Annotated in this window: 15 protein-coding genes and 4 pseudogenes; 8 read left to right on the forward strand and 11 right to left on the reverse strand. The window is 60.4% G+C overall.

The window, feature by feature from the left end:
• The first annotated feature begins 440 nt into the window (after nucleotides 1–440).
• Both adk and hemH read left to right on the forward strand, forming a co-directional pair.
• The gene (adk, locus tag CINSTRO3249_RS02230; protein WP_074011997.1) at nucleotides 441–1085 is read left to right on the forward strand and encodes an adenylate kinase; all 645 of its coding nucleotides are present in this window, start codon (nucleotides 441–443) and stop codon (nucleotides 1083–1085) included.
• Between the two features lie 657 nt (nucleotides 1086–1742).
• Complete coding sequence (hemH, locus tag CINSTRO3249_RS02235; RefSeq protein ID WP_074011998.1) at nucleotides 1743–2708, forward strand: ferrochelatase; 966 nt, start codon at nucleotides 1743–1745, stop codon at nucleotides 2706–2708.
• Nucleotides 2709–3046: 338 nt separating this feature from the next.
• Here hemH and ybaL read toward each other — a convergent pair.
• The 4 genes and pseudogenes from ybaL to copA form a co-directional block, all read right to left on the reverse strand.
• Nucleotides 3047–4716: pseudogene (ybaL, locus tag CINSTRO3249_RS02245) on the reverse strand (YbaL family putative K(+) efflux transporter).
• A gap of 362 nt (nucleotides 4717–5078) precedes the next feature.
• Nucleotides 5079–5561, reverse strand: a complete 483-nt coding sequence (gene ybaK / locus CINSTRO3249_RS02255) for a Cys-tRNA(Pro)/Cys-tRNA(Cys) deacylase YbaK (RefSeq protein ID WP_074012001.1) — start codon at nucleotides 5559–5561, stop codon at nucleotides 5079–5081.
• A gap of 78 nt (nucleotides 5562–5639) precedes the next feature.
• Complete coding sequence (locus CINSTRO3249_RS02260) at nucleotides 5640–6440, reverse strand: TraB/GumN family protein (protein ID WP_074012002.1); 801 nt, start codon at nucleotides 6438–6440, stop codon at nucleotides 5640–5642.
• Nucleotides 6441–6498: 58 nt separating this feature from the next.
• A pseudogene (gene copA / locus CINSTRO3249_RS02265) lies at nucleotides 6499–9095 on the reverse strand (copper-exporting P-type ATPase CopA).
• 488 nt (nucleotides 9096–9583) lie between these two features.
• On the opposite strand from copA, the gene CINSTRO3249_RS02275 reads away from it, so the two are divergent.
• A complete protein-coding gene (locus CINSTRO3249_RS02275; protein ID WP_074012005.1) occupies nucleotides 9584–10612 on the forward strand; it encodes a hypothetical protein in 1029 nt (342 codons plus the stop codon).
• 477 nt (nucleotides 10613–11089) lie between these two features.
• Complete coding sequence (gene cueR / locus CINSTRO3249_RS02280; protein WP_074012015.1) at nucleotides 11090–11512, forward strand: Cu(I)-responsive transcriptional regulator; 423 nt, start codon at nucleotides 11090–11092, stop codon at nucleotides 11510–11512.
• Nucleotides 11513–11548: 36 nt separating this feature from the next.
• Here cueR and CINSTRO3249_RS02285 read toward each other — a convergent pair whose 3' ends face one another.
• The 5 genes from CINSTRO3249_RS02285 to tesA all read right to left on the reverse strand — a co-directional run bounded on the left by CINSTRO3249_RS02285 (nucleotide 11549) and on the right by tesA (nucleotide 15523).
• Entirely contained in the window at nucleotides 11549–12007 is a 459-nt protein-coding gene (locus CINSTRO3249_RS02285) for an NfeD family protein (protein WP_074012006.1), read from the reverse strand.
• The gene (locus CINSTRO3249_RS02290) at nucleotides 12004–12921 is read right to left on the reverse strand and encodes an SPFH domain-containing protein (RefSeq protein ID WP_074012007.1); all 918 of its coding nucleotides are present in this window, start codon (nucleotides 12919–12921) and stop codon (nucleotides 12004–12006) included. The genes CINSTRO3249_RS02285 and CINSTRO3249_RS02290 overlap by 4 nt, the downstream gene beginning before the upstream one ends.
• 255 nt (nucleotides 12922–13176) lie before the next feature.
• Nucleotides 13177–14031: a co-chaperone YbbN gene (locus tag CINSTRO3249_RS02295; RefSeq protein WP_074012008.1), complete on the reverse strand. Its 855-nt coding sequence runs from the start codon at nucleotides 14029–14031 to the stop codon at nucleotides 13177–13179.
• Nucleotides 14032–14082: 51 nt separating this feature from the next.
• Complete coding sequence (locus CINSTRO3249_RS02300) at nucleotides 14083–14859, reverse strand: SDR family oxidoreductase (RefSeq protein ID WP_074012009.1); 777 nt, start codon at nucleotides 14857–14859, stop codon at nucleotides 14083–14085.
• A 28-nt stretch (nucleotides 14860–14887) separates the two neighbouring features.
• Entirely contained in the window at nucleotides 14888–15523 is a 636-nt protein-coding gene (tesA, locus tag CINSTRO3249_RS02305; protein WP_174249715.1) for a multifunctional acyl-CoA thioesterase I/protease I/lysophospholipase L1, read from the reverse strand.
• On the opposite strand from tesA, the pseudogene ybbA reads away from it, so the two are divergent.
• The 3 genes and pseudogenes from ybbA (at nucleotide 15494) to CINSTRO3249_RS02320 (ending at nucleotide 21170) form a co-directional block, all read left to right on the forward strand.
• Nucleotides 15494–16185, forward strand: a pseudogene (ybbA, locus tag CINSTRO3249_RS16170) (putative ABC transporter ATP-binding protein YbbA). The gene tesA and the pseudogene ybbA overlap by 30 nt on opposite strands.
• Complete coding sequence (ybbP, locus tag CINSTRO3249_RS02315) at nucleotides 16182–18617, forward strand: putative ABC transporter permease subunit YbbP (protein ID WP_074012011.1); 2436 nt, start codon at nucleotides 16182–16184, stop codon at nucleotides 18615–18617. Before ybbA ends, ybbP begins: the two are co-directional and overlap by 4 nt.
• Before the next feature lie 321 nt (nucleotides 18618–18938).
• Complete coding sequence (locus CINSTRO3249_RS02320) at nucleotides 18939–21170, forward strand: NADP-dependent isocitrate dehydrogenase (protein ID WP_074012012.1); 2232 nt, start codon at nucleotides 18939–18941, stop codon at nucleotides 21168–21170.
• 38 nt (nucleotides 21171–21208) lie between these two features.
• On the opposite strand, the pseudogene purK reads toward CINSTRO3249_RS02320, so the two are convergent.
• A pseudogene (purK, locus tag CINSTRO3249_RS02325) lies at nucleotides 21209–22269 on the reverse strand (5-(carboxyamino)imidazole ribonucleotide synthase).
• Nucleotides 22266–22775, reverse strand: coding sequence for a 5-(carboxyamino)imidazole ribonucleotide mutase (purE, locus tag CINSTRO3249_RS02330; protein ID WP_074012013.1), 510 nt, complete (start codon nucleotides 22773–22775; stop codon nucleotides 22266–22268). Before purE ends, purK begins: the two are co-directional and overlap by 4 nt.
• Before the next feature lie 232 nt (nucleotides 22776–23007).
• On the opposite strand from purE, the gene CINSTRO3249_RS02335 reads away from it, so the two are divergent.
• Nucleotides 23008–23430: an ASCH domain-containing protein gene (locus CINSTRO3249_RS02335; protein WP_074012014.1), complete on the forward strand. Its 423-nt coding sequence runs from the start codon at nucleotides 23008–23010 to the stop codon at nucleotides 23428–23430.
• The last annotated feature ends 226 nt before the right edge of the window (nucleotides 23431–23656 follow it).

The following is a 23656-nucleotide window of genomic DNA, read 5'->3' on the forward strand; positions in this document are numbered from 1 at the left end:
GCGAGGCCGCAGAGAGAGCGCTCCTGCTCTGCTCGCTGGCCTATCCATCTTGTTGAATACACTAAAATTATTATCGGAATATAGTCTGGAAGAACTTACTCATTTAGCGAGAGTTGCTCTTAAGCCTCCTCCCTGATGTGTAGATACCTATGCCCCGAATTGGGGGCTGCCGTTTCTTGCGCGCAGCGGCGGGGAGGTCTTTCTTGCCGCCGGATGCGAAAACATTTCCTCGCGCCATGATATTCCCGCGCCGCCAAAACGGTTTTGCGTTATGATCGGGACGCCAGCAATAGGTCGTTTCCCTCAGGCAAATCCGAAAGCCGCGGACAAGCGCCGTCAACGATACCGGTTGCTTGAGGAATGCGTGCCGGTAGTGGTATGGTTTATCGTTTTTTTTTCAGTTTTTAAAATACTTTTGGATTAGCAAGGGGATTGACGCAATGCGTATCATTCTGCTGGGCGCTCCGGGCGCTGGTAAAGGCACTCAGGCACAATTTATCATGGAGAAGTACGGCATTCCGCAGATTTCCACCGGCGATATGCTACGTGCCGCGGTGAAAGCGCAGTCCGAGCTCGGCAAACAGGCCAAAGCCCTCATGGATGCCGGCAAGCTGGTGACCGATGAACTGGTCATCGCGCTGGTCAAAGAACGCATTAAACAAGACGATTGCCGCAACGGCTTTTTGCTGGATGGGTTCCCCCGTACTCTTCCTCAGGCGGACGCCATGAAAGAGGCGGATATCGCGGTGGATTATGTGCTGGAGTTCGCGGTACCGGATAGCCTTATCATCGACCGTATTGTCGGCCGCCGGGTGCATGCGTCTTCAGGGCGGGTTTATCACGTGAAATTCAATCCGCCCAAGCAAGAAGGCAAGGATGACGTGACCGGCGAGCCGCTGACCACCCGCAAGGATGATCAGGAAGACACCGTACGCAAGCGTCTGGTGGAGTACCATCAGCAAACCGCGCCGCTTATCGACTATTATCGTAAAGAAGCGGATGCCGGCAATACCCGTTATTTCACCCTCGACGGCACCCGCAACGTGAGCGAAGTCAGCGCCGAACTGGCCGCCATCCTCGGCTGATTGAGTGCCGTAACTTCGCTGCCGCAAGCAGCTGCGCCCGGGCTTATTACTGGGCGCAGGCTGTCAGTACGCTCCGTTCAGGACCAGGATTGACCGCAGCCATGCTTAACCGGACGCTCCCCCCGTGTTTATGCCCGCTTTCGCAATCGAGGATTCTGACCGCAGATGTGACAGCCGAGCGCCGGCGCTACATCTCATCTTATCGCCGGCGCGATACCTGAGCTGGCGCCAGATTTTATCGCTAATATACCTGAACATAAGTGCAGAATTGCATTGCGGGCGTTGACCCTGAGGATGGGCGCTGAAGTGCATTGTGGGCGTTAACCCTGCGCATGGGCGCTAAATTGCATTGCGGGCGTTTACCCTGCGCATGGGCGCTGAAGTGCATTGCGGGCGTTAACCCTGCGCATGGGCGCTAAATTGCATTGCGGGCGTTAACGCTGAGCATGGGCGCCGAATAGCATTGCGGGCATTATATCTCAGCGTTGGCGCTCCGTCTTTGGCGCCGCCCCCCTCAGACATCACCTATTGCAATGATAATGGATGATAACCATTCTCAAAAGCCGCTTTTCCGCTACAATACCCTCTCCGACAATGCGTTTAACCCTGATAAATTCATGGGGTTAGCGCCGGCGACGAACCGATAAGGAAACGGCAATGAGCCAGGAAAAATACGGCGTATTGATGGTCAATTTGGGGACTCCGGAAGCCCCCACTCCGCGGGCGGTCAAGCGTTACTTGGCCGAATTCCTCAGCGACAAGCGCGTGGTGGATACGCCGCGGGCGCTATGGCTACCGCTATTGTACGGCGTTATCCTGCCGCTGCGTTCACCGCGGGTAGCAAAGCTGTATCAGAGTGTCTGGATGGACGACGGATCGCCGCTGCTGGTTTACAGCCGTCGCCAGCAGCAGGCGCTGGCCGCCAGCTTGCCTGATGTCGCTGTAGAGCTGGCGATGAGCTATGGTCAGCCGGCGCTGCCGCAGGCCATCGCGCGCCTGCTCGCGCAAGACATCACCCGACTGGTGATTCTGCCGCTATATCCGCAATATTCCTGCTCCACCAGCGCCGCGATTTGGGATGCGGTGGCGCGAATTCTCACCGGTTATCGCCGGTTACCGTCGATAAGTTTTATCCGCGATTATGCGGCGCACCCGGCCTATATCGCCGCGTTAGCCGCAAGCGTTGAGCACGCGTTTGCCCAGCACGGCAGGCCGGATCGGTTGGTTATTTCATTCCACGGCATACCGCAGCGTTACGCCGAAGAGGGTGACGATTACCCGCAGCGGTGTGACGTTACCCGTCAAGCCCTGGCCGCGGCGCTGGATTACCCGCCAGAGCAGGTCATGATGACCTTCCAGTCGCGTTTCGGCCGCGATCCCTGGCTGCTGCCCGCCACCGATGAAACAATGAAAAGCCTGCCTTCTGCCGGCGTGCCGCATGTGCAGGTGATATGCCCCGGCTTTGCCGCTGATTGTCTGGAAACACTGGAAGAAATCCAGGTGCAAAACCGGGAAATATTTGAACATGCCGGCGGTAGTACCTTCCATTACATCCCGGCGCTGAACGATGATGCGGCGCATGTGGCTATGTTGCGCCAGTTGGTGACGGCGGCGCTGCGCTAACCTCACGTTGCCTGCGGCCGAAGAGGCCTGGGCCGTTCCCCGTGGTTGCGGCGGCGCATGTGGCTATGTTGCGCCAGCGGGTGACGGTGGCGCTGCGCTAACCTCACGTTGCCTGCTGCCGATGGAGCCTGGGCCGTTCCCCGGGGTTGCGGCGGCGCATGTGGCTATGTTGCGCCAGTGGGTGACGGCGGCGCTGCGCTAAGCCTCACGTCGCCTCTGCCGCCGATGAAGCCTGGGCCGTTCCCCGCGGGGTTGCGGCGGCGCATGTGGCTATGTTGCGCTAGCGGGTGGCGGCGGTGCTGCGCTAACCCTCACGTCGCCTGCGGCCGCGCCATTCCTTAGACCGCGCAGGAAGGCTGTGGCGGCGCCAGCTCCATTTCCTGATTAAGCAGGGCTATCATACTGTTGGCGATTTCCCGTTCGCCCATCACGACCTGTGTGGCACCGCGTTCGGTGATGTAATCCACCTCATCGTCGTAGTGCGCGCGAACGATAATCTTTAAATCCGGGTATTGTTCGCGCGCCAGCGCGACAATTTCTCCCGCCTCAAAGCCGTTGGGAATGGTCACCAGCAGCCAGCGCGCGGTATCCAGCCGCGCCAACGCCATGATCTCGGCGCGGGCCGCATTACCGAGCACCACGTTCACGCCCTGGTCGCGCAGTGCATCCACGCGGGCACGGGTGTTTTCCACCACCACCATCGGCACCCCCGCCTGCAACAATTTCGCCCCGATAAGGCTACCCACGCGACCGTAGCCCACCAACAACGCATGGTGGCATACCGACGGCGGCAGGGGGGCATTCTCTTCCTGCTGCGGTTCGCTGGTGTCGTTTTCATTGTCGTAACGCGCCAAATAGCGTTCCAATAGGGCGAACATCAGCGGATTAATCATTATCGACAAAATGGCGCCCGCCAGTACCAAATGGCGTCCTTGTTCGGACAGCATATCGAGCGCGATGCCCAGGCCGGCGAGAATAAACGCGAATTCGCCGATTTGGGCCAGGCTGACGGCGATGGTTAATGAGGTGCGCAGCGACAGCCCGAACAATTTCACCAGCGCAAAGGCCGCAGCCGATTTGCCCAGCAAAATGATGGCCAGGGTCGCCAGCACCGCCAACGGCTCCCGCAGCAGAATGGTCGGGTCGAACAGCATCCCCACCGAGACAAAAAACAAAACGGCAAAGGCGTCGCGCAGCGGCAGCGTGTCGTGCGCGGCGCGGTGGCTGAGCTCGGACTCGTTTAGCACCACGCCGGCGAAAAAGGCGCCGAGCGCAAAGGAGACGCCGAAGAGCTCCACCGCGCCGAAGGCAATCCCGAGCGCCAGCGCCAGCACGGCGAGGGTAAACAATTCACGAGAGCCGGTGCTGGCGCTCCTGGCCAGTACCCAGGGTACCAGCCGGCGGCCCACGACAATCATCAGGGTGATAAAGGCGACCACTTTGCCGATGGTCAGCGCCAGCTCGCGCCAAAGCTGTGCGCTGCCGGAGCCCTGGGTACCGAGAGCAGCAGCACCAGCGTCAGCACCATGACCAAATCCTCGACGATAAGCCAGCCGATGGCGATTTGGCCGCGGCGGCTGTCAATCAGCTGCCGTTCTTCCAGGGCGCGCAATAGCACTACGGTACTCGCGGTTGACAAGCACAGGCCGAACACCAGGCCGTTGAGCAACGTCCAGCCCATGACCGAGGAAAACACCATGCCCAGCAGCGTCGCCACCGCAATTTGCGCGATGGCCCCCGGGATGGCGATGTGCTTTACCGCCATGAGATCTTTCAAGGAGAAATGTAGCCCGACGCCGAACATCAGCAAGATCACGCCCAATTCCGCCAGTTCCGGCGCCAATGAGGTATCGGCGACAAAGCCGGGGGTAAAGGGGCCTACCAGCACGCCGGCGGCCAGATAGCCCACCAGAGGAGAGATACGCAACCGATTTGCTGCTATCCCCAGCAAAAATGCCAGGACGAGCCCTCCTACAATGGTATTGATGAGCGGCGTGGCATGATGCATCAGGACTCCTCTGTCATCGGTTGATACAAAGTGTTACATATTCAGTTTAGGGGATCTTGCCTGTGAGTGAACGTTTTTTTACTTAAAATTGACAAATAAAATGAAATGAAGGAAAAAACGGTAACGCGCTATTTCGCGAGGCAAATCAAACGACGCCGCCTGCCGGCCGGCCTAATGCCGCGGCCGAATTTTGCGTTGCCGCCGCGCGCGCAGCGCAATAAAATTTCGCTACGACCGGCAAAAAGACCGCTCTTCAGGCGCAGTAAGCACAAAATGGCGCATTTTTGCGCGTTTAGCAGGCGGTGGCGAGGCATAAGCGGCGGTGATGGACGCCGCTCACGCCTGAAAGGGAGCGGCCGTGGTTAACCCTCGCGTTTGGCAATGTCGGCAAACACGGCACTTAGCGACTGTTGTAAGTCCGCCGGCGCCAGCTCGATATCCAGACCGCGTTTGCCGCCCGAAATAAAAATGGTGGGGAAGCCCTGCGCCGGTGCATCAATGACCGTCGGCAGGCGTTTTTTCTGCCCCAGCGGGCTGATGCCGCCCACCAGATAGCCGGTGGTCTTCTGCGCCAGCTGCGCATCGGCCATTTCCGCTTTTTTGGCGCCCAAAGCGCGCGCGACTTTCTTTAAATCCAACTGCAGCGAAACCGGGGTGACCGCCACCGCCAGCTGCCGCATTTCGCCGTTGAGAGAAACCAATAACGTTTTATAGACCCGATCGGCGCTAAGCCCCAATTTCTGTACCGCCTCCTCGCCGAAATGGATTTCATTGGCATCGTGCTCATAGGCGTGCAGTGTAAAAGGAATACGGTGTTTTTCCAGTAAGGTGACCGCGGGTGTCATGACGGGATCCTGCAAACAAAAGTTCAGGCGTTCAGAGTAGCGCAAGCGCGGCGGCGGGTAAATGTTCCCCGAGGGTGTTCATTGCCGCAGCAGTCCCGGTAGGTTATCCGCGCCATAGAGATGCAAGGCGCCGACCGCCACCACGTAAGCGCCCGGCGGCAGCTGTTGCAGCGTGGATTTCCAGCGATGATTGCGGTCGGTCATCAAATAGCGGTAGAGATCCTGACTGAAGGTGGCGGGGAACGCCTGGCGCACGTCCACCGGCCGGCTCTCAAGCCACCAGCCGATCATCACCTGCAACAGGCGCGCATTAGTGTGCCAATGTGTCAGCGTGTCGGCCAGCAGCGCCGCGCCGTGATCCGGCAATTTGCGCAGTAGCCCCAGCTGTTCCTCCGGTCCTTCCAGTTCAATAATCGGTTGGTCATTGGCGCGTGCGGCCTGGATTAACTGATAATCGATGCCGTAATCGGCGCGCAGGCCCAGCCGCTCCGCCTGACGAGATTGCAGCAATAGCGCGACATGCCAGGCGGGCAGGGCGTCGAGCGCCGCGAGATCGAAATGGTATTCTTCGCTCAACTGACGCACGTGATCATAATGCGCTGCGCTAAGCCGGTCCGCCAACGGCGCTTGTGCCTCGCCGGCGTGTGTCAGCGGCGGGCTGACGGTGATGTCCGCCTCCACGATCAGCGCCTGAGCCTGCTCAAGGCGCGCCAGCAGACGCGCGGGCAGGGGGGCCATCGCTGCAGTTCCCATATGGATGCTGCCCACCAGATGAAATTGTCGCCCCGATGTCAGGCTGACATCCATGCCCGGCCAGGGAAACGCCGCCGGCGTTAACGCGCCCAACAGACTCGCCAGGCGCCGTAATACAGTTCTCATGCCTATCGCTCCGGTGCTTTTCGTTGGCTAAGGGTAGCATGAAGCGACGGGCGGGCGGTCAGGAATCTGCCGCCGCCGGCGTTCTCTGCGGGTCGGTGCGGGCGGATGACGGCGTAAAGCGTATCAGCCGGTTGGCGTTACTCACCACCGTAATGGAGGAAAGCGCCATCGCCGCGCCCGCCACCACCGGGCTGAGTAGCGTGCCGGTAAAAGGAAACAAGATCCCGGCGGCAATGGGAATACCCAGCACGTTATAAAAGAACGCACCGAGCAAATTTTGTTTCATATTACGTAGCGTGGCGTTGGCCAACGCCAACGCGTCGGCGACGCCGTGCAGGCTGGAACGCATCAAGGTGATAGCGGCGGTTTCGATCGCGATATCGCTGCCGCTGCCCATGGCGATGCCGACTTCCGCCTGCGCCAACGCCGGCGCATCATTGATACCATCGCCAATCATCGCCACCCGATGGCCCTGGCGCTGTAACGAGACAATGGCCGCCGCTTTTCCATCGGGCAGAACGCCGGCCATGACCCGGTCGATGCCGAGGCGGGCGGCGACCGTCCGGGCGGTGTCGGCGTTATCGCCGGTCAACATGACCAGCTGATAGCCAGCCGCCCGTAGACGTTCCAGCGCTTCGCCGCTGTCGCTGCGAATCGGGTCATGCACCGCGAACAGCGCCGCCAGTTGACCGTCCACCGCCAGCAATACCGGCGTCGCGCCCTGTTGCGCCCAATAGCGCAGCCGTCCTGCGCCCGCCTCGGTGTCCACCCCGTGCTGCGTCAGCAACGCGTCGTTGCCAAGCAGAACCTGCTGCTGTGCCAGACGCGCGCTGACGCCAAGACCGCGCAAGGTGCGGAATTGTTCCGGCTGAGGCGGCGTTTGAGCGTGATCGTCCTCCTGCGCGCGCGCGCGAATCGCCTGCGCCAGCGGATGGGCGGAGCCCTGTTCGATAGCCGCGGCGAGCGCGAGCGCACGCCGGTTATCCCAGCCGTTAAAGGGTTCGATAGCCACGACCCGGGGCCGACCTTCGGTTAGCGTGCCGGTCTTATCGAACACCAGCGTATCGATGTGGGTTGCTTGCTGCAACGCGTCGGCGTCGCAAACCAGCACGCCGAATTCCGCCGCGCGCCCGACGCCCGCGATAATGGACATCGGCGTCGCCAAACCCAGCGCGCAGGGGCAGGCAATGATGAGCACCGTGGTGGCGATAACCAGCGTATAGGCAATGCGGGGTTCAGGCCCGAACACAAACCAGATAGCGGCGCTCGCCAGCGCAATAGCCACCACGACGGGCACAAACACCGCCGAAATCCGGTCGGCCAACTGGCCGATGGCGGGTTTGCTGCTTTGCGCTTGCCGCACCAGCCGGATGATTCTGGCAAGCGTAGTTTGATTACCGGTGGCCTGGGCGGTGAACAACACGCTGCCGTCCGCCACCACCGTCCCGGCATGGACGCGATCGCCGGCCTGTTTGTGCCGCGCCGCCGGCTCGCCGGTCAGCATTGACTCATCCAGCCAGACCTCGCCCTGGACGATATCGCCGTCCACCGGCACCCGGTCGCCGCTGACCAGGCGCAGCGTCATACCGGGCACGACGTGCGCCAGCGGCATCAATTGCTCACCGCCATCCATCACCACCCGAGCGTTGGGCGGCGTCAGGCTAAGCAACCGCGCCAGTGCCCCTGACGCATGCTGACGCGCGCGCTGTTCCAGCGCGTGGCCAAGATTGATTAAGCCGATAATCATCGCGCTGGCTTCAAAATACAGATGTCGGGCCATGGCGGGGAAGGCCTGCGGCCAAAACACGACGCTGATGGAATACAGCCAGGCGGCGCCGGTACCGAGCGCCAACAGGGTATCCATCGTGGCGCTGCCGTTGCGTAGGCTGGTCACGGCGCTGCGGTAAAAGTGACCGCCGGCGACGACCATAACCGCCAGCGTCAGCAGCCCGACCGCCAGCCAGGGCAGGCGGGTGGCGGGCGTCAGCGCCATGCTGCCGCCCAATAGCCCCCAGACCATCAACGGTACGCCGAGCGCCAGCGCCAGCGCCGATTGCCAGCTAAAGCGCCGCATCGCCCGTGCAGCGGTTTGCTGCTGGCGCTGACGGCGCGCGTCTTCATCCTGGATCACCTCGGCGCCATAGCCGGCCTGCTGCACGGCAGCAATGAGCGCCTGCGGAGCCGGTGTCCCCATCACCAGCGCGCTGCGTTCGGCCAGATTGACCCGCGCTCGACTCACGCCGGCAACGCCCGCCAACGCGCGTTCAACTCGCGTCACGCAACTGGCGCAGCTCATGCCGTCGATAAGCAGATGCAGGCTCTCATCCGCCGACGACAACCTAGGGGCGTCTGCCGGTGGCGCAATGGTCTGCGCCGGAAATGTTTTCGCCGCTGCCGGGAGTTCCGGCGCTTCGCTAGGGTCCGTCAGCGGCGCAGTTTTGGGGCAGCGGTCACCTCAAATTGGCGCGCCTGATAGCCGGCCTGCTGTACCGCCGCGATCAGTTCGCCGACGGTGGCGTTACCGGTGACGCGGGCTCTGTCCAGAGTCACTTCGGCGCCGGTGACGCCCGTTACCGTTTCCAATGCTTGTTTCACCCGATTGATGCAATGGTTACAGGTCAAATCCTGCAACGCTAATTCCGTCGTCGTCGACATGGTTTTCTCCTCCGATAAAAGGGGTCTGCGGCCGGCTATCACTGGCGCGTTTACCGCAAGCAGATCGTTTTGCCGGTCATGCTATGACAACCAGCCTAGACCTTGCCGTCGGGGGAAGGTCAAGTGTTAATGGTCGAAAATACACAATGTTGTGCCAGGGCGCACAGCAGCGTGCGGCGGGAAGCCCGCTGCGGCGCAGAGGCGTGGGGCGGTGATATGCGGTAATAACCCGATCCCGTTTCGCGGCTAAGAGAATATAGTCCAACGACCCTGTGACCATGACGGTTAAGCGGGTAGGTCCCTGCACCAGGACGTTGATACCTGCCGGTGCGAATAAGCCGGTTACTCTTTCGCTCTCCCCGCGGTGATCCTGGACAAAGGTCCAATGACCGTGACGGTGTAGTGGCATTTGTGGTCGGTGTCGACGCGAATGCAGCATCACATCGCGTCATTATTACTTCAACATAAAGGATGATAAGGAATTCGTTATGTCATTATCACTGCAGGTCGATATTGGTCAGCGATCGTTGGCAATCAAAACCTCTCGCATTGGCCGCCTGCTTAGTTCGGACAAAGACTATGCCACACACCTGGGTATTTGGGATCGTATTAAAGATTTTTTTCGTCCTTATAATAAATCGGAAGCCCTCGACAATCTCTATCGCTTGATCCACAGCGATAATCCGCCCGAAACCCCGGGCGATGAAGCCAAATTAACCCCTCTTTATACCGCGATAAATGCGTTTAATAATCTGAAAGCGTTAGCGAAGGACGATGACAAGGCATTATTTCACATCAGGGAAAACCATTATCACGGCGTCAATTTTTATATTGGCGATACCTGCGTCAAATCGCTGGATAATATCGACCCGGATCACTCACCGGTTTCCGCTTTGGCGGTCTATTATCTACAGCAAGTGACGCAGCACCCAGACGTAAAACAGCACATCAGCCAAACCGTGCGTGATTTACTGGCGAACGATAGTCACATGGCGATGGGTAATACGGCGCCGCATCGGTTGTTAATCGATATGTGGCGTTTGAGCAATGGCAGTATTATTGATGGACGGCCCCTCTATGATGGCGTCAGCCGTATGACCGAGGGGGAAATTACCGACGTCACCAACGGGCTTTATCAAAAACTGACGCCGCCGCAACGGGCGGCGTTGGTTGAACTGGGCAGTCAAAGCGGTTTCGCCGACGTTCATCAGGGGTTGGCCTCTTTTCCTAATGCGTTTATCGATCATTTTGTACTGGGGGGCATTTCCACCGCCGTGGAGCTGTTGTATCACCCGGAAAACGCCTGTCTGACGGTGCGCCAGACGACGCGCCGGCTGATGAGCGAACAGGCGCATCTCGAATTTAATAGCAACGATCCCGGGCGGGACATTTATCCGCACTTACAGATGGGGGTGACGTTTACTATCCCGCCCGATGGCTTGGCTGAATGCGTAGATTTTTATGCCAGTGAACAGGTCAACGCGGCGCGCTATCCCGCCGCCGGCGGTCATCGTTGACCCCGTGGCACGCTTAACCCGGCGTGGGCAATGCGATGGCCGGGGATCCCGGCCGCGCGAATGCCGCTGTCCGTTGAGGGAGGGCGGTGGCGGGACTCACCGGCCGCGTCCTCGAGCAGGCCGCAACAGGAGAAGGCGTGCCGCTTGCCGTCCAGTCACATGGCGGCGGGCGTGGGTGTTAGCGCATTGCGATGCGCTACATTAGTCGATGCCGGTGCGCATGCCCTTAGCGGTAAAGGCACCGGGACAATCAGCTGCCGGTGCTGATACAGTGATAGGGAAAGGGAACAATGACAATGTTGGCGCAGGCGCAGAGACGGTGACAGGCTCAATGTCGATGCGGGCGCAGGTACCGTGACAAGCAGAGATCCCGGTGCCGTCGCTCACAAAGGGGCAGGGCGCGGCGGCCGCTGAAGCGATCTTCGGCGGTCCGACGGTTAATTAGCCGGCCTTGACGGCTATGTTTGGGGGACAATGATGAACATCAGTAGTGTGGCAAAAAAAACCGGGCTCACCCCCAAGGCGATCCGCTTCTATGAACAGAAGGGATTGGTATCGCCACCGCTGCGCCGGGAAAACGGTTATCGCAGCTATAACGAGCGCCATCTGGAAGAACTGACGCTGCTGCGCCAGGCGCGACAGGTGGGTTTTACCCTTGAGGAGTGCCGGGAATTGGTGGCGCTGTTTAACGACCCCGGCCGTCACAGCGCCGACGTGAAACGCCGTACGCTTAACAAGGTGCAAGAAATTGAGACGCACATCGCCGAATTAACGCAGATGCGTCAGCATCTGTTGGCGCTGGCGGACAGTTGTCCGGGGGATCAGGGCGCTGACTGCCCCATCATCGACAATCTGGCGGGCTGTTGCGATCGCGCGCACCTCACCGAGTCACCGCATTAGGCCGCGCCGCTGGCGTAACCGTCAGGCCAGCTGCCGCTATTCTTGCACGGTGCGCCGCACGCGCAGGGTAATTCCCTCCGTGGCGTACACCTCCACCCAGGTGCCTGCCGGCAGATCCTCGTCGGCCTGGACGCGCCAGGTGCTGTCGCCTACGCGCAGGCGGCCGAAACCGTTGCTTACGGGCTCAGATAGGCGCGTGCGTAGCCCGATGAGCTGCTGACCGCGCTGATTTAACGTCGAGGCCGGACGCCCGCTATCGGCGGCGCGCAGGCGATACCACCACAGCCAGGCCGAACCGACGGTGAGCACGGCAAAGGTCGCGCCCTGCCACTCCCAGCCAAGCGGCACCAGCCACGTCAACAATCCCACCAGCAGCGCGGCAATACCGCTCCACAGCAGAAACCCGCTTGCGCCCAGCATTTCCAGCGCCAGCAGCAGGCCGCCCAGGATCAGCCAGAAATTGTGCGGGTGTTCCGCTATTGCCACCAGCATCATCCCTTGCTCCGGCCGGATTTACTCTCATTAATCAGTTCAGCAATCCCGCCAATGGCACCCAGCAGATTACTGGCGTCCAGCGGCATCATAATGACTTTACTGTTGTTGGCGGAGCCGATTTTTTGCAGCGCGTCGGTGTATTTCTGCGCCACGAAGTAATTGACCGCCTGAATATTACCGGCAGCGATCGCCTCGGAGACCATCTGCGTGGCCCGCGCTTCCGCTTCGGCGGCGCGCTCACGGGCCTCGGCCTGCAAGAACGCCGACTGCCGCTCGCCTTCGGCTTTCAAGATCTGCGATTGTTTGTCCCCTTCCGCGCGCAGGATGGCCGACTGGCGCACCCCCTCCGCCTCCAGAATATCGGCGCGCTTGGTACGCTCCGCTTTCATCTGGGCATTCATCGCCGCAATCATCTCCGCCGGCGGCCGCACATCGCGGATCTCGACGCGGGTGACTTTAATGCCCCAGGGATTGGTCGCCTCGTCGACGATTTGCAGCAGCCGGACGTTGATGCTGTCGCGCTGGGACAGCATTTCGTCCAGCTCCATGGCGCCGAGCACGGTGCGGATATTGGTCATGGTCAGGTTGAGGATCGCCTGCTCGAGATTACTGACTTCATACGCCGCGCGCGCGGCATCGACCACCTGGATAAAGCAGACGGCGTCGATAGTGACGTTGGCGTTATCCTTTGAGATAATTTCCTGAGAGGGGATATCCAGCACCTGTTCCATCATATTGATTTTACGGCCGATGCGGTCCATAAACGGCACCACCAGATTCAGACCGGGCGTCAGCGCCTGGGTAAAGCGACCAAATCGCTCCACCGTCCATTGGTAGCCCTGCGGCACTATCTTAATACCCGCGGCGGCGACGATAAGGGCGAGCACGACCAGTACGGGAATGACCATTAACATAGGTGAAAGCTCCTTTTCATTTCCAGAGAATAACGCAGCGGGCCGCCAGCGTGCCCCTTGCGGCGAGTCGCGTGTCGTTAAAGAGAAGATACAACAAAGCGCGCAAGGTTACAGTGATTCGCGCAATAAAAGGGGCGGGATCATAACGGTGACAGAGCGTCGGGCGCGTTCTTTGCGCTTTTGGCCGCCGGTGGCGGGCAAAAGCGGCAGAAAAAGGCAGGCGATCCCGCCGGCGCGCCTGCCTTGCACAAAGAATCAATACAACAGGGAGTAGAGTTGGCGACGGTATTTGCCCGCCAAGGCGTCGCCGGTGCCCAGTGCCGCCAAAATATCCATCAATATTTTACGCGCTTCGCCACCGGCGGCGCCAAGATCGGTTTTCAAATGCCCCATCAACAGCGCCAGCGCTTCCTCATTACGGCCTACCTGATGAAGCTGCAGGGCCAACTGCACCGCCAGCGCGGCATCGTGCGGCGCATTTTGCACCTGCTGCTGCAATTGTTGAATTTCTGGCGTGTCCGCCGCCTGACGCAGCAGTTCGATTTGCGCCAGCAGGCCCTGGTAACGGGTGTCTTTATCCTGCAGCGGGAACTGGTCCAACACAGCTTGCGCATCGTCGGGACGATTCAACTGCAAATAGGTTTCCGCCAGCAGCAGACCGGCCTCGCTGGCGGGCTTGGGTTCCTGCCATAACGCTTTCAAAAGCGGCAGCGCCCCGGCGAAGTCCCCCGCCTGTACCAGCGCCGTGGCCTCTTGTAATTGCAGCTCGGCCGGATCCGGCAGCGCGCGGGTCAACAATTCGCGCACCGCGTCTTCCGGCTGCGGCCCCTGAAAACCGTCCAGCGGCTGCCCATCTTTGAACAAATACACGGTGGGAATGGCACGCAGCCCAAATTGGGCGGCGACATGCTGCTGTTCGTCGCAATCAACCTTCGCCAGCACAAATTGCCCGGCGTATTCTTGCGCCAGCTTATCCAGCACCGGCGTCAATTGCTCGCAGTGCGGGCTGCGCTGAGACCAGAAATAGAACAGCACCGGTACCTGCATCGATTGCTCCAGCGTTTGCTGCAGGTTGGTTTCGTTAATTTCAACTACCGTGGCGTTTAACATGCAATTTCTCTCAATGGTTTTGGCAATACATGGGGGCGGCGATGCCGCGCTTCAATGTTTGCCGCGTAAAAGCCTATCCAGCCAGCGCCCGGGCAGGCAGCGACGCAACCACGTCATAGCGTGCGCCACCAGGGTAACCGGATAACGTAATCTGGCCCGGGGACTTTCTAGCGCATGGCGCAATTTCGGCAACACGGCTTCCGGCGGCAGGGTAAATCGCCGGGCGATGCCGGGGTTGGTCACCCGCTGATCCGTCCGGGTATGGGTCAGGTTCGTGCTAAAAGACGTGGCGATCGGACCCGGTTCAATCAGGCTGACCTGCACGCCGCTGCCGTGTAACTCCATGCGTAACGTGTCCGACCACGCCTCCAGGGCGAATTTGGAGGCGGCATAGGCACCCCGGCCCGGCATGCAAATAAGCCCCATGACCGAGCTGGTCTGTATAATCCGCCCCTCGCCATGAGGTACCATGGCAGGCAGCAGCCGCTGGGTCAATTGATGAATGCCGAACAGATTGGCGGAAAATTGCTGCTCCAACTGGCGACGACTGAGGGTCGCCAGCGCACCGTACATGCCGTAACCGGCATTGTTGAACAGCCCGTACAGCCGGCTGCCGGTCAGCCGCAGCACCTCATCGGCGGCGGCGTCAACGCTTGCGGGGTTGTCCAAATCCAGCGTCAGCGCCTCAAAACCCTCCGCCGTCAGCCGCGCCGCGTCCCGGGCCTGACGGCAGGCGGCCAATACCCGGTAGTCGCGCGCGCGCAAATAGCGGGCTGCCGCCAGGCCGATGCCGCTGGAGCAACCGGTAATTAGCACGGCTTTTTGCATAACTTTACCCAACTTTCGCTCTCCTTGCCTATGATTCATGTTTAAGTAAAGGCAGCAGGCGGTCCGCCATCCATTGCGCGATGAAAGGTTGTGCGTCCGGGTTGGGATGAATGCCGTCATCCTGCATCCACTCCGGCCGCAGATAGATTTGCTCCATAAAAAACGGTATTAAAGGAACGGAAAACCGGCTCGCCAGGCTGGGATACATGGCGCTGAAGGTTTCCGTATAGCGCTTGCCGTAATTCGGCGGCAGGCGAATCTGCATCAGTAGCGGCTGCGCGCCCGCCTGTTGGCTTAAGGTAATCGCTTTGGTCAAATCTTGTTCTATCTGCGGCGGTGGGAAACCGCGCAGACCATCATTCCCGCCCAGCTCGATGACCACCCAGCGTGGCTTATGCTCGCGCAGCAGCGCCGGCAGGCGGGCTACGCCCTGGGTGGCGGTATCCCCGCTGATGCTGGCGTTGACCACATTGATGGCATTACCGTCCTGCTGCCAGCGCGCGGCCAGCAGCGCGGGCCAGGCGCGCGCGGCGGGCATCCGGTAACCGGCGCTGAGACTGTCGCCCAGAACCAAAAGCGTATCGGCGGCCAGCGCCCGTACGCTCACCAGACTCAACAAAATAAGGAAAGGGAAATGCCAGCGGAAAACGTTCTTGAAGTTCATCATCTTAGTAAGCACGTCGGTCAGGGTGAACACCATATCTCCATCCTTACCGGAGTTGAGCTGGTTGTCAAACCCGCGCAAACAATAGCGCTGATTGGCGAGTCCGGTTCCGGTAAATCGACGCTGCTTGGGATCCTGGCCGGTCTCGACGACGGGAGCGACGGCGCCGTGCATTTGCTGGGGCACGATCTGACGGCGCTGAATGAAGAACGCCGCGCCGCGCCGCGCTGCGCGCCCGCCATATCGGCTTCGACTTTCAGTCGTTCATGCTGGTACCCACCTTGACGGCGCTGGAGAACGTGCAGTTGCCGGCGCTGCTCAGAGGCGAGGGAGAGCGCCAAAGCCGCGAACAGGCGGTGGCCCTGTTAACGCAGCTGGGACTGGGACAGCGCTTGTCCCATTTGCCGGCGCAACTCTCCGGCGGCGAGCAGCAGCGGGTGGCGCTGGCGCGCGCCTTCAGCGGCCGGCCGCAGATCCTGTTCGCCGACGAACCGACCGGCAATCTGGACCGTACCACCGGCGATCGCATCGCCGACGAGCTGTTTAGCCTGAACCGGGATTTCGCCACTACCCTGATTTTGGTCACGCACGACCGACAACTGGCCGCGCGCTGTGAACGCCGACTGCGTCTGCAGGACGGCCGGTTGGAGGAAGTGGCATGATAGCACGCTGGTTCTGGCGCGAATGGCGGACCCCTTCCATGTTAATCGTCTGGTTGGCGCTGACCTTGTCGGTAGCCTGCGTGCTGGCGCTCGGAACGCTGAGCGATCGGATGGAAAAAGGGCTAAACCGGCAAAGCCGCGATTTCTTGGCCGGCGATCGGGTGCTGCGCGCGGCGCGGCCGGTGGATGAACGTTGGCTGTCCCAGGCCGCCGCCGACGGACTGACGTTCAGCCGGCAATTGACGTTTATGACCATGACCTTTGCCGGCGACGCGGCGCAACTGGCCCGGGTCAAGGCCGCCGACGGCAATTACCCGCTGTATGGCGCCTTGCTGACCCGACCGGCCAATCTGCGCCCGGCAGCGGGAGAGGTTCTGGTGGCGCCGCGGCTGCTGGCCCTGCTGGGGCTGAAAATGGGCGATTCCCTGGAGGTGGGCGACGCGACGCTGCGGGTGGCGGGCGAAGTGCTGCGCGAACCGGACAGTGGGTTTAACCCGTTTCAAACCGCCCCGGGCATTATCATCAATACCGCCGACGTGGAGAAAACCGGCGCCGTCCAGCCTGGCGGCCGGGTCACCTGGCGTTATATGTTCGCCGGCGGACCCGAGCCACTGCAACGCTTCGAGGACTGGCTGACGCCGCAGTTGAAAGCCGATCAGCGCTGGTACAGCCGGGATGAATCGAGCGGCGCCCTGAACCGTTCCATGGAACGTTCGCAGTATTTTCTGCTGCTGTCGGCGCTGCTCACCTTGTTGTTGTCGGTGGCGGCGGTGACGGTGGCGATGGGCCACTATTGCCGCAGCCGCGCCGAGTTGGTGGCGGTGCTGAAAACCCTGGGCGCCGGCCGGCGTTCGTTGTTAAAGTTCATCATCATCGGCCAGTGGCTGGCGCTACTGGTATTCTCGGCCATAAGCGGCGCCGTTATCGGCCTGGCGTTCGAGGCATTGCTGATAAAACTTCTGGCGCCGGTGTTGCCGGATAAGCTACCGCCCGCCGGTGTGTGGCCCTGGCTGTGGTCGTTAGGATCATTGGTGGTGATCTCGTTGTTGGTGGGGTTGCGTCCTTACCGCCAACTGCTGGCCACTCGCCCGCTGCGGGTACTGCGCCGCGATACGTTATCCGCCGTCTGGCCGCTGCGCTATTACCTGCCGGCGGTGCTGTCGTTACTGTTGGGATTACTGTTGTGGCTGGTGGGTCCTAGCCCGTTAGTCTGGTCGTTGGTGGCCGGAATGGCGGTGCTGGCGCTGGTGCTGGCAGGGGTAGGGTGGGGCGCGTTGCTGCTATTGCGGCGGCTGACGCTGCGCCGTCTGACCCTGCGGTTGGCGGTCAATCGTTTACTGCGTCAGCCTTGGGTGACGCAAAGTCAATTGGCGGCGTTTTCCCTGTCGTTTATGTTGCTCGGCCTGCTGTTAGTGATGCGCGGCGATCTGCTAGAGCGCTGGCAACAGCAATTGCCGCCGGAAAGCCCCAACTATTTCCTGCTGAATATGACCGGCGAGCAGGTGGAACCGGTACAACACTTTTTACAGCAGGGCGGCGTGGCGCCCGGCGTGTTTTACCCGGTGGTGCGCGCCCGGCTGACCGCCATTAATGATCGCAGCGCCACCGACATAATCAAACCAGACAGTCCGGGCGGTCCCACGGTCAACCGGGAGCTTAACCTGACCTGGCTGGGCGCGTTGCCCGATCATAACCCGCTGGTGGCGGGCCGCTGGCCGCCGCGCGCGGGAGAGGTTTCGATGGAACAGGGCGTGGCGAACGATCTGGGCGTCGGCATCGGCGATCGCTTGACCTTCACCGGCGACACCCAATCCTTTAGCGCCACGGTGTCCAGTCTGCGGAAAGTGGATTGGGAAAGCCTGCGGCCGAATTTTTTCTTCATCTTTCCGCCGGGGGGACTGGACGGGCAGCCGCAAACCTGGCTGACCAGTTTTCGCTACCACGGTAACGAGCAATGGGTAACCCAGTTGACGCGCCAATTTCCTACGTTAAGCCTGCTGGATATCGGCGCGATGCTGCAGCAGATAAGCCAGGTGTTGCAACAGGTCAGCCGGGCGCTGGAAATTATGGTGATATTGGTGCTGCTGTGCGGCGGGCTGCTGCTGATGGCGCAGGTGCAGGTCGGCATGCGCCAGCGTCAGCAGGAATTGGTGGTTTACCGGACATTGGGCGCCAGCCGCAAGTTGCTGCGCGCGACATTGTGGAATGAATTCGCCTTACTGGGATTGGTCGCAGGGGCGGTCGCCGCCATCGGCGCCGAGGCGGCGCTGATGCTGCTACAGTGGCGGGTGTTCGATTTTCCCGCCAGACCCGATCCTTATCTTTGGTGGGCGCTGCCGCTTGGCGGTATGCTGGTCTTGTCGCTGCTCGGCACCCTGCTTGGCGCCCGTCTGGTGCAGAGAAGAGGGCGACTGGGTCAGGATTTTGGCTAGGCGTTTACACTATGGGAACATTATCGCAACAAAAAATAATCAGCAGAGTGACAACCGGGTTGACAGGGCCCGGACCGCTGCTGCACAGTAACGGCCTGGCGTCACACTACAATGTAAATAGGTCCGCCAATTACGCAGAGGTTATCAGCCAGCGATCTCCGCCACTTCGCAGATTCACTCTGCCCACTTAGCACCAGGAAGTGTTATCCGGAAAACCCGCGTTTCCGCTGATGCTCCCAATGGGTGTCAACGGTGAACGCAACGGTTCGGCACTCTTCAGATAGTTGCAATCGCTATGAGAGAGAGGAGTTAACGTAATAAATGACTACCACGTCCAAGATTATCTATACGCTCACTGATGAAGCCCCGGCGCTGGCGACTTACTCGCTGTTGCCCATTATTCGTGCCTTCACCCAATCCCTGGGGATCGCCGTCGAGACCCGTGATATTTCCCTGGCAGGGCGTATCCTCGCCAATTTCCCGGAATATCTGCCATCGGATCAGCGTCTGTCGGACCATTTGGCGGAACTGGGCCAACTGGCAATCACGCCGCAAGCCAATATCATTAAACTGCCGAATATCAGCGCGTCGCTGCCGCAATTGAAGGCCGCCATTAAAGAGCTGCAGGCGCAGGGTTATGCGGTGCCGGATTATGCCGACGAGCCGAAATCCGACGCGGAAAAAGAGGCCAAGGCCCGCTATGACAAAATCAAAGGCAGCGCGGTCAACCCGGTGTTGCGCGAAGGTAACTCCGATCGCCGCGCGCCGATGTCGGTGAAGAATTATGCCCGTAAGCACCCGCATCGCATGGGGGCATGGGCGTCGTCATCCCTTTCCCACGTCGCTCATATGCAAGAGGGGGATTTCTACGGCAGTGAGAAATCCGCGCTGATTGAACGCGACGGCAGCGTGAGTATCACGCTTATCGGCCGCGATGGCGCCAAGCAAGTGCTGAAAGCCAAAACCGCGGTCAACCGCGGCGAAATCATCGACGCCGCGGTCATGAGCAAAAAAGCCCTGAGCAGCTTTATCGCGCAGCAGATTGCCGATGCCAAACGGCAGGGCGTTCTGCTATCGCTGCATTTAAAAGCCACCATGATGAAAGTGTCCGATCCGATTATGTTCGGTATTGTGGTGTCGGAATTTTATCAAGACGTGCTGGCCCGCTATAACGACAAACTGAAAACGCTGGGCTTTGACGCCAACAACGGTATCGGCGATTTGTACGCCAAAATCAACGCATTGCCGGCCCAAGAACAGGCGGAAATCACACAGGCCATCGATGCGCTGTATACCGAGCGTCCGCCGCTGGCGATGGTGAATTCCGACAAAGGTATCACCAATTTGCATGTGCCAAGCGATGTGATCGTGGACGCCTCAATGCCGGCGATGATCCGCGATTCCGGCAAGATGTGGGGGCCCGACGGCCAGCTGCATGATACTAAAGCCATTATTCCCGATCGCTGCTATGCCGGCGTTTATCAGGTCGTGATTGAGGATTGCAAACGGCATGGCGCCTTCGATCCTACAACTATGGGCAGCGTGCCGAACGTCGGTTTGATGGCGCAAAAGGCTGAAGAATACGGCTCCCATGACAAGACCTTCCAGATCCCGGCCGACGGCGTGGTGCAAGTCGCCGATGAAGCGGGTAATGTGCTGCTGACGCATCCGGTCGAGGCGGGGGATATTTGGCGTATGTGCCAGGCCAAAGATGCGCCGATTCAGGATTGGGTGAAGCTGGCGGTCAATCGCGCCCGTGAATCCAATACGCCGGCGGTGTTCTGGCTCGATCCGGCCCGTGCACACGATGCGCGCATGATTGAGAAAGTGCAGCGTTATCTGCAGGACTTCGATACCCACGGGCTCGATATCCGCATCATGTCGCCGGTGGAGGCGACGCAGTTCTCCATTGATCGTATTCGCGCGGGCAAGGACACCATCTCGGTAACCGGTAACGTGTTGCGCGATTATTTGACGGATCTGTTCCCGATTATGGAGTTGGGGACCAGCGCCAAAATGCTGTCAATCGTACCGCTGATGGCCGGCGGCGGGCTGTTTGAAACCGGCGCCGGCGGCTCCGCGCCGAAACACGTGCAGCAGTTTGTGCAGGAAAACCACCTGCGTTGGGACTCGCTGGGGGAATTCCTGGCGCTGGCCGCTTCGCTGGAGCATGTCGGTATCGCGGGCAGCAACAGCAAAGCGAAAGTGCTGGCGAAAACGCTGGATCAGGCCACCGGCAAATTCCTCGACGCCAACAAATCGCCGTCCCGCAAAACCGGCGAGCTGGACAACCGCGGCAGTCATTTTTATCTGGCGCTGTTCTGGGCGCAGGCGCTGGCGGAGCAAAACGACGATCCGGCGCTGCAGCAGCAGTTTACCGCGCTTGCCCGAACCCTGGCAGACAATGAGCAGAAGATTGTGGCGGAGCTGAATCAGGTGCAGGGCCACGCGGTGGATATCGGCGGCTATTACCACCCGAATCCGGCGCTGGCCAGTAAAACCATGTGCCCGAGCGCCACGCTTAACGCGGCGCTACAGGCGGTGAAAGCCTAAGCAAGGCCGCTGGGTAGCCCTGCCCGGCGGAGCCATCATCAGTCTGTCAGCCTGTGTCGCGCCCAGCGGATGCCGTTTTCATAATCCGCCGGCAATAGCGTCATCAACTGCTGCAGACTGCGGCTGAGCGCCGCGCTATCGGGATGGCACAGGTTCAGGTGCCCGACCTTGCGCCCGGCGCGGACCTCTTTTTCATACCAATGCAAACGGACCAGCGGGTCCGCCAGCCAGTCGATGTTCACGTCGCTGCCAATCACGTTCACCATCACCGCGGGCGCGCTGACGACCGGCGCCGGCAGCGGCAGCCCCAGAATGGCGCGCAAATGCAGCTCAAATTGACTGATGGAGGCGCCATTTTGCGTCCAGTGGCCGCTGTTATGCACCCGCGGCGCCAGTTCATTGATGAGCAGCCGATCGCCGACGATAAAACACTCCATCGCCATCACGCCGACATAGTCCAGTTCGTGCAGGATAGCGCCGAGCATCGTTTCCGCCTGCCGTTGCAGGCCGCTATCCGGGGTGGGAAACGCGACGCTGGCGCGCAGAATGCCATCCTGATGGAAATTATGGGTCAGCGGGTAAAAGACCTGAGCGCCGTCAGCGGAACGGGCGCCCACCAGCGACACTTCGCCGTCAAAGGCGATCCCCTGCAGGTGCCGTAGCAGTCCTGAGGCAGGGCGGCCTCGTCACCCGGATGAAGCCGCCATTGCCCGCGACCGTCATAGCCGCCCACCCGGCGTTTGACAATCGCCAGACTGCCGAAGGAAACAAACACCTCCGGCCATTGGGCGGCGCCGGTCAGCGGTTCCCAGGGGGCGGTCGCCAGGCGCAACTGATCCAGCAGCTGCTTTTGCGTTAACCGGTCGGCCAGCCGGGGAAAAATATCACGGTTGACAAAGCCATTGTGACGCGCCAGTTCGCGGGTGAGGGCGGTTTCCGGCCAGCGCTCGATTTCGGCGGTGATCACGCTTTGCTGGAACGGGACGGAGGCGGGTTCGGCATCGAGACCGACCGGGAAAACCGCGATACCCAGCGGCTCGCCGGCTTGCCGCAGCATACGGCCTAACTGACCGTTGCCCAGTACGCAGACCGGTTTCATGCCTGTTCCCTCGGATCGGAATGGCTTAGCACCTCATCGGTTTGCTGTTGGCGCCACTGGCTCAGACGTCCGGCCAGCGCGGTATCATGCAGCGCTAAAATCTGGGCGGCCAACAGGGCGGCGTTGGCGGCGCCGGCTTTGCCGATGGCCAGCGTGCCGACCGGGATGCCGCGCGGCATTTGTACGATAGAATACAGGCTGTCCACGCCGCTTAGCGCCGCGCTTTGCACCGGCACACCCAACACCGGCACCAGCGTTTTGGCCGCCAGCATACCCGGCAGATGCGCCGCGCCGCCCGCGCCGGCAATAATCACCGCATAACCGTTGGCTGCCGCCTGCTCAGCGAAGCTGAATAACTTGTCCGGCGTACGGTGCGCCGAGACGATTTCCGCATCAAACGGAACGTGCAGCGCGGTGAGAATTTCCGCGGCAAATTGCAGGGTGCTCCAATCGCTTTGAGAGCCCATGACAATGGCTATCTTTGCCGTGGCGAGGTGGGATTGCATACGCGTCGTGCTCCTGTGATCATAATGTCGGTATTGCTGACAGACTGTGCGGCCTGACTAACCGGCGTAGAGCATAGCATGGGTCTACTGGGAGGAAAACGGTTGCGTAGCCGCCGGCGGCGATCTAGCCCTCTGAAAAACCGCGCCGCGCAGCCTATGATGTAGCCAACGGTTTCATTCACTAACGACCTTGCCCCCGCCGCTGCGGGCAGGGATTAACGAGACATAGCTTATGGAAAATAACGTAAAGGAAAATGCAGCGCTTGCGACAAAGTATCCGGGCGCCGCATTCTGGGCATTCGGCGACAGCGCGGACATGGCCGACGAATTGGGCGCGCTGGTCGCAGGCGGGATAAAAACTGCCACCTGCAGCGCGCTGGAGGCCTATCGGCAAGATGCAGCCTCGCCGCGCATTGGTGATTACAGCGTGATCCTTGACGGCCGCGAGCGTCCGCTGGCGGTTATCCGCACCACCGCCCTGCGCCTGGTGCGTTTTTGCGATGTGACGGCGGCAATGGCGGCCAAAGAAGGCGAAGGCGATCTCAGCCTGGCTTACTGGCGCGACGCGCACCGGGCATTTTTCACCCGCGCCGGCCAGTGGTCGGAAGACATGGCGCTGGTGGTGGAAGAGTGTGTCTTAGTGGAAGCGCTTTAACGGTACTCCCTGCGGCTTTGGGGTAATTCTTGCCGGCGTCGTAAGACCGGCGGTGCCGAAGGAACGCACCACCGCAGACATTAAGGGTATCGCTATAAGGGCATAGGTATCTACACATTTATCGTGATACCTGTTATTACTTTGCAGAATGATTTCAACCTATCTGTTGGCGGGATTGACTCTCGCCTTACCCGCCGATATCAGACGCTGGTTAAACAGCATATGA

It is taken from the genome of Candidatus Sodalis sp. SoCistrobi (assembly GCF_900143145.1).
GTDB lineage: Bacteria > Pseudomonadota > Gammaproteobacteria > Enterobacterales > Enterobacteriaceae > SoCistrobi.

Excerpts from the sequence above, each read along its gene's own strand:
- adk (WP_074011997.1), top strand. The coding sequence starts at position 441 with ATGCGTATCATTCTGCTGGGCGCTCCGGGCGCTGGTAAAGGCACTCAG.
- hemH (WP_074011998.1), top strand. The coding sequence starts at position 1,743 with ATGAGCCAGGAAAAATACGGCGTATTGATGGTCAATTTGGGGACTCCG.
- ybaK (WP_074012001.1), bottom strand. The coding sequence starts at position 5,561 with ATGACACCCGCGGTCACCTTACTGGAAAAACACCGTATTCCTTTTACA.
- CINSTRO3249_RS02260 (WP_074012002.1), bottom strand. The coding sequence starts at position 6,440 with ATGAGAACTGTATTACGGCGCCTGGCGAGTCTGTTGGGCGCGTTAACG.
- CINSTRO3249_RS02275 (WP_074012005.1), top strand. The coding sequence starts at position 9,584 with ATGTCATTATCACTGCAGGTCGATATTGGTCAGCGATCGTTGGCAATC.
- cueR (WP_074012015.1), top strand. The coding sequence starts at position 11,090 with ATGAACATCAGTAGTGTGGCAAAAAAAACCGGGCTCACCCCCAAGGCG.
- CINSTRO3249_RS02285 (WP_074012006.1), bottom strand. The coding sequence starts at position 12,007 with ATGATGCTGGTGGCAATAGCGGAACACCCGCACAATTTCTGGCTGATC.
- CINSTRO3249_RS02290 (WP_074012007.1), bottom strand. The coding sequence starts at position 12,921 with ATGTTAATGGTCATTCCCGTACTGGTCGTGCTCGCCCTTATCGTCGCC.
- CINSTRO3249_RS02295 (WP_074012008.1), bottom strand. The coding sequence starts at position 14,031 with ATGTTAAACGCCACGGTAGTTGAAATTAACGAAACCAACCTGCAGCAA.
- CINSTRO3249_RS02300 (WP_074012009.1), bottom strand. The coding sequence starts at position 14,859 with ATGCAAAAAGCCGTGCTAATTACCGGTTGCTCCAGCGGCATCGGCCTG.
- tesA (WP_174249715.1), bottom strand. The coding sequence starts at position 15,523 with ATGAACTTCAAGAACGTTTTCCGCTGGCATTTCCCTTTCCTTATTTTG.
- ybbP (WP_074012011.1), top strand. The coding sequence starts at position 16,182 with ATGATAGCACGCTGGTTCTGGCGCGAATGGCGGACCCCTTCCATGTTA.
- CINSTRO3249_RS02320 (WP_074012012.1), top strand. The coding sequence starts at position 18,939 with ATGACTACCACGTCCAAGATTATCTATACGCTCACTGATGAAGCCCCG.
- purE (WP_074012013.1), bottom strand. The coding sequence starts at position 22,775 with ATGCAATCCCACCTCGCCACGGCAAAGATAGCCATTGTCATGGGCTCT.
- CINSTRO3249_RS02335 (WP_074012014.1), top strand. The coding sequence starts at position 23,008 with ATGGAAAATAACGTAAAGGAAAATGCAGCGCTTGCGACAAAGTATCCG.